We start from the raw sequence: 8,058 nt of genomic DNA, 5'->3' as shown, positions 1-8,058 counted from the left end.
AATTCTTTTGGCCGATAAAGCCTACGACAGCGATGCTATTCGGCAATTGGCTGAAAATAAAAAAGCATGGGCAAATATCCCACCTAAAAGCAATCGACGAAAGTCTTTTGCCTTTAGCAAATTCCTTTACCGCTACAGAAACTTGGTTGAGTGCTTCTTCAACAAACTCAAGCAATTCAGAGGCATTGCCACACGTTATGATAAGAACCCTGAGAATTTCCTCGCTGCTGTTAAACTGGCATCAGTTCGCATTTGGATAAAAAATTTATGAGTCTAGGGCCTAATTTGAAGGCTGACCGCAGCTTGTGTGAGCCCCAGCCGTAAAGAGGCGGCGGCGAAACTGCCTTGCTGGGCAATGGTAATGAAGGTGCGCAGTGCCCGAATTGACATGCGGTGCGGCTCTTTCAAAAAAGGAGAATAGGACTAAAATGACTGAGCCACCTGAAAGGCGGTGGCTCAGTTTTTCATCTTATGGCTTTTTCACGCGAAATTCCATGTGGCATTTTTTGCAGGTGCCCGCCATTTTGGTGAAGGCGTCTGTAAGTTCAAACTCTTCACCATCCGCAGCGAGTTTGGCTAACGCCTCTGCATTGCTGGAAAGACCTTTCATCAGGCCTTCAAATTTTGCCCAATCTGTCCAGATGTTCTCTTTAGCTTCGGTGATATCATCCAAGCTGCCTTCCGGGTATTTGGTCAGGGCTTCTTTTGCCGCTTTGGCGATGTTGGTGGCACCTTCTTCCACAGTCTTGAGGTCCATATCCATAGAGCCCATAGCGATCGGCGCAATGGTTTTGGTGTTTTTGCCAATGGATTTCATCAAGTCCATCCGCTCTTTGACGACACCGGTTGCACCGTCATGGGCGTTTGCAGAAAAAGACGAAAGGAGAAGCGCGCTGATTGCGACAGTTAGAAAAGTTTTATGAAACATTTTAAAGCCTGTACCCTTTTAGTTACGATCATTCCAAGTTGTGGATGAAACTGCCAGAAAAATGCCCCTTGCGCAACTAAGGTCATGAGACATATTCTTTTTTAGTACACAAACCGACAGAGGTTTCCAACAAAGTTGCTTCTTGAGAAGGACGAGTATTTTGGGAATTGTCGATTAACCAAAAGGTTTGAAATATGAACATCGAAAAATATACTGAACGTGCGCAAGGCTTTATTCAGTCTGCACAACAATTGGCCCTGCGCGAATATCATCAACGCTTCACGCCGGAACATCTGTTAAAAGTCCTGTTGGATGACACGGAAGGTCAGGCCGCAACGCTGATTGAAGCAGCGGGCGGTAAGCCGAAGGTTGCTAAAAAAGCCAACGAACGCACCGTCAACGCTATCCCGAAAGTGGAAGGGAGCGGTGCGGGTAACTTGTATCTGTCCAGCGAAATTGCAAATCTGTTTAAAATGGCAGAAGAAGCCGCAGAGAAAGCTGGTGATGAATATGTCACGGCTGAAATGCTGTTGCTTGCCTGCGCCTTGGCCTCCGGGACACCGGCCGCCAATGCGTTGAAAGAAGCAGGTGTCACCCCACAAAACCTGAACGGCGCGATCAATGCCATGCGTAAAGGTCGTAAAGCAACCTCAGCCAATGCAGAAAATAATTTTGATGCGTTGAAAAAATATGCCCGTGATTTGACACAAGCCGCGAGCGAAGGGAAGCTTGATCCGGTCATTGGCCGTGATGAAGAAATTCGTCGCACCATTCAGGTGCTGTCACGCCGCACGAAAAACAATCCGGTCCTGATCGGGGAGCCGGGTGTGGGTAAAACAGCTATCGTTGAAGGGTTGGCAAACCGGATCGTACAGGGCGATGTGCCAGAATCGTTGGGTGAAAAGCGTCTGCTTGCCCTTGATTTGGGTGCCTTGGTGGCCGGTGCAAAGTTTCGTGGGGAATTTGAAGAACGGTTTAAAGCCGTCTTGGAAGAGGTTGGCTCCAGCAACGGGGAGATCATCTTGTTTATTGACGAGATGCACACTCTTGTCGGTGCCGGTGCGTCTGAAGGGTCCATGGATGCCTCCAACCTGTTGAAACCCGCCTTGGCGCGCGGTGAATTGCACTGTGTGGGGGCAACAACCCTGAACGAATACCGCAAATATGTGGAAAAAGACGCGGCGTTTGCCCGTCGTTTCCAGCCTGTCTATGTGTCCGAACCAACGGTGGAAGACTCCATTTCCATCCTGCGTGGGATTAAAGAGAAGTATGAGCTTCACCACGGTGTGCGGATTACGGATACGGCGCTGGTATCGGCGGCGACGTTGTCAAACCGCTATATCACGGATCGTTTCTTGCCGGATAAAGCTATCGATTTGATGGACGAGGCTGCGTCCCGTCTGCGTATGGAAGTGGATTCCAAACCGGAAGAGATTGACGAGCTGGATCGTCGCATCATTCAGTTGAAGATTGAGCGGGAAGCCTTGAAAAAGGAAACCGATCAAGCCTCCAAAGACCGTTTGGAAGATATCGTCAAGGAACTGGAAGATCTGGAGATCAAATCCGGTACCTTGACGGCCAAATGGCGCGACGAAAAAGAAGCCTTGGCTGATGCGACCAAAGTAAAGGAAAAGCTGGAACAGGCCCGCATTGAGGTGGAAATCGCCCAACGTGAAGGAAAGCTTGAAAAAGCATCCCAGCTTTTGTACGGCGAAATTCCGCAGTTGGAAGAACAATTGGTGAAGGCTGAAAGTTCCCAACCAGGACGTACCATGACACAAGCTGTGACGGATGAGCATATTGCGTCCGTTGTATCGCGCTGGACAGGGGTGCCGGTGGATAAGCTGCTGCAAGGTGAACGCGATAAACTTGTCCAGATGGAAGAAAAGTTGGGCAAGCGTGTTATTGGTCAGCAAGAAGCCTTGCATGCGGTTTCCGATGCGGTGCGTCGTTCACGTGCGGGTTTGCAAGACCCGAACCGCCCGATCGGCTCGTTCCTCTTCCTCGGTCCGACCGGGGTGGGGAAAACCGAACTGACCAAGGCGCTGGCGTCGTTCATGTTTGATGACGAACAGGCGATGGTGCGCATCGATATGTCCGAATATATGGAAAAGCACGCCGTCTCTCGTCTGATCGGTGCCCCACCGGGATATGTCGGGTATGAAGAAGGCGGTGCTTTGACGGAAGCCGTACGCCGTCGCCCGTATCAACTGGTCCTGTTTGACGAGATTGAAAAAGCGCACCCTGATGTGTTTAACGTCTTGTTACAGGTCTTGGATGAAGGGCGTCTGACCGATGGTCAGGGCCGGACTGTGGACTTCAAGAACACACTGATCATCATGACCTCCAACTTGGGGGCCGAGATTATGGCCGCGCAGGAAGATGGACATGATGTGTCAGAGATTCGAAATGAAGTGCTGGAAGTGGTGCAAGCCTCTTTCCGTCCCGAATTCTATAACCGACTGGATGAGATCATCCTGTTCCATAGATTGTTCCGTGAACATATGGACGGGATTGTGGAAATTCAGTTGGGCCGAATGGAAGGTTTGCTGGCAGATCGCAAGATCAAGCTGGATGTGGACCGCAAGGCCTTGGATTGGTTGGCGGACAAAGGGTATGACCCGGCTTACGGGGCACGTCCTTTAAAACGGGTGATCCAGAAGTCTTTGAAAAACCCGCTGGCGGTCTTGATGCTGGAAGGTAAAATTCCAGATGGTCAGGACGTGGTGCTGAGTGCGGATGATCGGGGGCTCCTGATCAACGGACACAGCGAAGCCGATAGTTAAAATAAGAAAAAGGCCCTCATTCTTGGGGGCCTTTTTTGTAATAACTGGCAAGCTGTTGATGCAGTGTGCGGAGTTCTTCATCATTAAAATCGAGGGACCATCGTTTCAGGACGTCCAGATAGGTTTGGGTGGGGACCTCTTCGGCTAAGGCCTTGTTGATCTTTGCGATCATTTTTTCACCCCATGGTGTTTTTGGGCAGGCGGCGTAGCTGATGACAGTTTGCGAATCTTCTTTGATCGGTATGCTGACATAGGAGGAGGGATCGATCCCCAATTCCTTGGCCCAATAGGGAACACGATAGGAAAAGTCGATCATAAAATCAGCCCGCCCTGTACTCAGGAGACGAAAGACCTGTGTCGTGGAGCCGGTATGGCGGCTGACTTTATTCAGGCGGTCATATTCTTTGACAATGGGGTCAATGGTTTCGCTGTACGCCCGAATTTTATTGGTGGCGAGTCTCAGCTCATAATTTTTAAACAAGTCCACCAGCGAGAGACTCGGCTCATGTCCAAAGGATGCATATAGGTCTTTATGCATGATAATTTTCAGACCTGCGAAAATATTGACCGGTTTGGAGAAATATAAGAAGTCCTCCCGTTCAGCCGTTTTAAACAGGTAGGGTGTGCAAATGTTGAGCTTTTCTTTGGCATACAACAGAAAACGCTTATAAGGCAGCGGCATTTCTTCGTGGGTAAGTGTGGTCAGGTCCGACTGTAGGAGGTGACGAATCCCATCAATGATTCCATTGTCTTTGTCCGCACCATCCAGAATCATAAGGGGCGGGGCGTCAAAGATATGCCATGTGAGAACAGGACTGTCCGGATCTGTGGAAAGACTTTGTGCGTCCGCGCTCTGTGCGGACAGCATCCCCAATATACTGACGGCGGCAATCAGGACGTTAAATTTTATCATTATTGTCTAATTCCATAAAAAAAGCATGGGCATATTAAACAGCGAGTTGAGGGAAAACAATAGTGTGATGGTTGTCACTCCAACTTTTTCAGTAAATGTGATATAGTAGCGCGACCTAGTTTATGAGATATGGGACCATGGCTGACACACCGATATATTTAAGCTCGGCTCAACGTTCGAACTTATTCTCCACACAGCAGTTGAACGAAGCTCGCACTGAAAGTGCCTACCGGCTGTCTACGGGGCGTCGGGTTAACCGTATTTATGACGAGCCGGTTGACTACTTCCGTGCAAAAGCATTGATTGATCGTGTCTCTGATCTGGGCAATGTGCAGGGCTCTGTTGAGGTGGGGCGGTCGACCTTGCAAGCCACGGATATAGGATTGGAGGCTATCGAACAGTTCAGCCGTCAATTGATCGGTATTGCCACCTCGGCTCAGTCAACAGAATCGACGACAGAGCGTGAGGCATTGGCTGAACAGTTTAATGAGATTCGTGCCCAGATCGATAATCTTGCCTCAGATACGTCCTTTTTAGGGGTGAATTTGCTGACGACCTCTACAGCGCGATTAAATACCCGCCTTGGGGATGGTGATGGGTCGACACTTACAAGCGAGGCGGGAGATACGCGAGTTGCTGCCTTGGGGATTGGTGATGCAAATGCAGACTATAATGGTTTTGCCACGTTAAGTGATATTACCAATGCCATTGGCGATGTACGCCTTGCGATTGATACTGTGAGAAGTACGCAAGCCGACTTTTCGACAGACATCGCGATTCTCAATGTCAGAGACGGGTACACTGAGGATGTGCGACAAATCAATCAAACCGGGGCAGATCAATTGACGAATGCTGATCTGAACTTAGAAGCTGCTGTTCAGCTTTCGGCACAGATTCGCAGTGATCTGTCTTTTCAAGGGCAGCGCATTTTGGCGCAGGGAGATAGCTTGCTGCTGGGCCTCTTCCAGTAATGGCGGGCGGCTATGACGCATACGGGCAGGTCCATTCCCAGAATCTGAAAGGGCGGGCGCTGGAAGCGGAAGCGTTCATGAAAGCTGTGCAACTTTTGACCAGAGCCCAGGACTTCCCCGAGAATAAACGTTTGCTTGGCGAATCACTTCAATATGTTCAAAAGTTGTGGATGATCGTGAAAGCCGATCTCGAAGCGCCGCGAAACAAGCTCCCCAAAGAGACACAGCAGCACTTGCTCAGCCTCGCAGAGATGGTTGATGCTCAATGTCGGGCAGCCATCAAAAAACCCCCGAAGCACAGGCTTCAGGGGTTGATTGAAATTCATCGCAATGTTGCGGCAGGCCTTATGTCTTAAGGACTAGTCGGCGCTGGCAACCTGACTGTTTGGTGTGTTGGGTGCCAAGGAGGCATATTTGTCATCAAAGGATGTTTTGGTTTCCATGAACCGCGCCAATTCCTCGCCTGTCAATTTTTTACCCGACGGCATACGTACGCGTAACGGGTTGACCTTGCGATTGCTTTTGATGATTTCATAATGCAGGTGCGGCCCGGTAGAACGACCGGTGGTGCCGACATAGCCAATGATATCCCCTTGTTTGACGCGCTTGCCTTTATACATGCCTTTTTTGAAGGCGCGCATATGGGCGTAAGCTGTTTGGTATTCGGAGTTATGACGAATGCGGATGTATTTGCCGTATCCGCCATTGCGTGCCGCGTAATCGATCACACCGTCACCGGCAGCAAAAATCGGTGTCCCGCTTGGTGCCGCAAAGTCAATCCCCGTGTGCATCTTGGAATATCCCAAGATGGGGTGTTTGCGTTTTCCAAAACCAGAAGACAGGCGCGCGCCGTTGATCGGGGTCCGCATCAACGCCTTTTGGGCGCTTTGGCCTTTATCATCATAATATGCAACGCGACCGTCTTTATCGATATGACGATAAATCGGCAGGCGTGTGCCGCTTAAATTCAGGCTGGCATATTGAATGTTGCCCATCTTGCTGCGTTCACCGTCAGCCGTTGCGACCTTCTCGTACATGATCTCAAAGCTGTCACCCTTTTGGATATCGCGCTGGAAATCGACGTCAAAGGAATAGGCGAAAATGAATTCCATCAGCAAAGTGGCGGGGATACCGGCTTCGGATGCGGCAACATACAGGCTGTTTTCAATTGTGCCTTCTGCGCGGTGCAGGCTGGTGACCAAATCTTGTTCACGTTCTTGCGCGTTATAACTGCCGTCTTCGCTGCGTGAGACATAGAGGTCTTTATTAAAATCTGTGTTGAGGCGGAGTTCCTGAAAGAGATGGGGCATCTCTTGATGGCGTCCCGGCTGAAACGTGACATCAATTTCCTGACCTACACGCAATTTGCGGGGATCGTACGCAGTGCGCATGGCCTCAATTGCTGTATAAGCGTCCCCACGGTTAATCCCGACCTCTAGCAACATTTTCATCAAGGTATCACCGCGACCAACTTCCAGTGTCTTGATGTACGGTTCGGGCAAAGTCTCTAGTGGCTTTTCAGTGCTTTGAGACTGAATCGCGGCCTGCGCACTTGAACCGACGCTGACTCCTGTCTGTTCGACAGGGACGCTCATGCTCAAGGGGGCTGAAATGTGTTCCTGACTCTCTTCCGTTTTTGGCAGATCAAGCATAAAGAGCCCACCTGCAATAAGACTGGAAGAGATGATGGCCGTCAAAGGAAGGCGGCGGCGTAGCATATGCGTGTATCCCCTAGTTCGTCTATTGGTCATTTTTTATCCGGCAGTATCTGGGCTCCACCGTTTGCCCATACTTCGTATACTAAAAGAAAGGACAATGATGGTTGAGCGCTTTTGTGTCAAGGGGATTCGACCAGTGAATCCCTAGGGTTTACTATAAAATGACGTTGGTTAAAGAAGCGTTTCCATCCCATATTATTACGAACACTATTTTTCGATAAGTTATCGCCTATCTGATCGGGGTACTTATACGCCCCTTATGGATATAGGGTGCGGTTTAGGCCCTGATTTCTGAGCTGTCGAAGGCGATCCGCTATCGTAATGAAAATACTTATTGTTATATTTCAATGGTTTAATTGAAAAAGAGAAGGTTTTGTGATCTTTTTTGAAAAAAGGTGTTTACAGGGTGGGGTGAGATCCTTATAACCCGTCTTCACCAACGGGGCGCTGCCCCAGCGGGGCTCTCGAAAAACACTTTGAGAACAACGAGTTAGACCGGATTGGTTTAGTAAGTTTTGCTAAGGTGTTACAGTTTTTTTAAAGAAACTAATTTTGAGGGTTGACGGCCTCGGGTAAGGCCTTTATAAACCGCCCTCCGCACCGAGCCTTGCTCTGGTTGCCGGATTGCTCTTTTACAAGTACATATGACCGAAAGGGATACGCAGGCGGCGGATTGAAGTCGGACAGCATTCTAGTTGGACGAACTCATGAAGTTTATATCCTGAGTATCACTTTCAAAGAC

8 protein-coding genes are annotated in these 8,058 nt (G+C 49.5%); 4 read left to right on the top strand and 4 right to left on the bottom strand.

From position 1 onward, the window contains the following. Positions 1–271: IS5/IS1182 family transposase (locus tag Q397_RS0119655; protein ID WP_028880848.1), on the top strand; the 271-nt coding region annotated here is incomplete at its 5' end. 2 nt (positions 272–273) lie between these two features. Here Q397_RS0119655 and Q397_RS24885 read toward each other — a convergent pair. After that, a complete protein-coding gene (locus tag Q397_RS24885) occupies positions 274–390 on the bottom strand; it encodes a LysR family transcriptional regulator (protein WP_084149138.1) in 117 nt (38 codons plus the stop codon). Between the two features lie 79 nt (positions 391–469). Beyond that, a complete protein-coding gene (locus Q397_RS23540; RefSeq protein WP_051610387.1) occupies positions 470–928 on the bottom strand; it encodes a c-type cytochrome in 459 nt (152 codons plus the stop codon). A gap of 194 nt (positions 929–1,122) precedes the next feature. On the opposite strand from Q397_RS23540, the gene clpB reads away from it, so the two are divergent. After that, on the top strand, positions 1,123–3,714 hold the full coding sequence (clpB, locus tag Q397_RS0119645) for an ATP-dependent chaperone ClpB (RefSeq protein WP_028880847.1): 2,592 nt from the start codon (positions 1,123–1,125) through the stop codon (positions 3,712–3,714). A 16-nt stretch (positions 3,715–3,730) separates the two neighbouring features. Here clpB and Q397_RS0119640 read toward each other — a convergent pair whose 3' ends face one another. Next, the gene (locus Q397_RS0119640) at positions 3,731–4,627 is read right to left on the bottom strand and encodes a TIGR02285 family protein (RefSeq protein ID WP_028880846.1); all 897 of its coding nucleotides are present in this window, start codon (positions 4,625–4,627) and stop codon (positions 3,731–3,733) included. A 137-nt stretch (positions 4,628–4,764) separates the two neighbouring features. On the opposite strand from Q397_RS0119640, the gene Q397_RS0119635 reads away from it, so the two are divergent. Further along, a complete protein-coding gene (locus tag Q397_RS0119635) occupies positions 4,765–5,598 on the top strand; it encodes a flagellin (RefSeq protein ID WP_028880845.1) in 834 nt (277 codons plus the stop codon). After that, positions 5,598–5,954 carry a flagellar biosynthesis regulator FlaF gene (locus Q397_RS0119630; protein ID WP_028880844.1) on the top strand — a complete coding sequence of 119 codons (357 nt, stop codon included), beginning with the start codon at positions 5,598–5,600 and terminating at the stop codon, positions 5,952–5,954. Before Q397_RS0119635 ends, Q397_RS0119630 begins: the two co-directional genes overlap by 1 nt. A 3-nt stretch (positions 5,955–5,957) precedes the next feature. Here Q397_RS0119630 and Q397_RS23535 read toward each other — a convergent pair whose 3' ends face one another. Beyond that, on the bottom strand, positions 5,958–7,316 hold the full coding sequence (locus tag Q397_RS23535; protein WP_240475107.1) for a M23 family metallopeptidase: 1,359 nt from the start codon (positions 7,314–7,316) through the stop codon (positions 5,958–5,960). Positions 7,317–8,058 lie beyond the last annotated feature (742 nt).

This window comes from Terasakiella pusilla DSM 6293 (assembly GCF_000688235.1).
Classification (GTDB): Bacteria; Pseudomonadota; Alphaproteobacteria; order Rhodospirillales; family Terasakiellaceae; genus Terasakiella; species Terasakiella pusilla.
The sequence above is the reverse complement of the archived record's forward strand: the minus strand, read 5'-3'. Positions and strand labels throughout refer to the sequence as shown.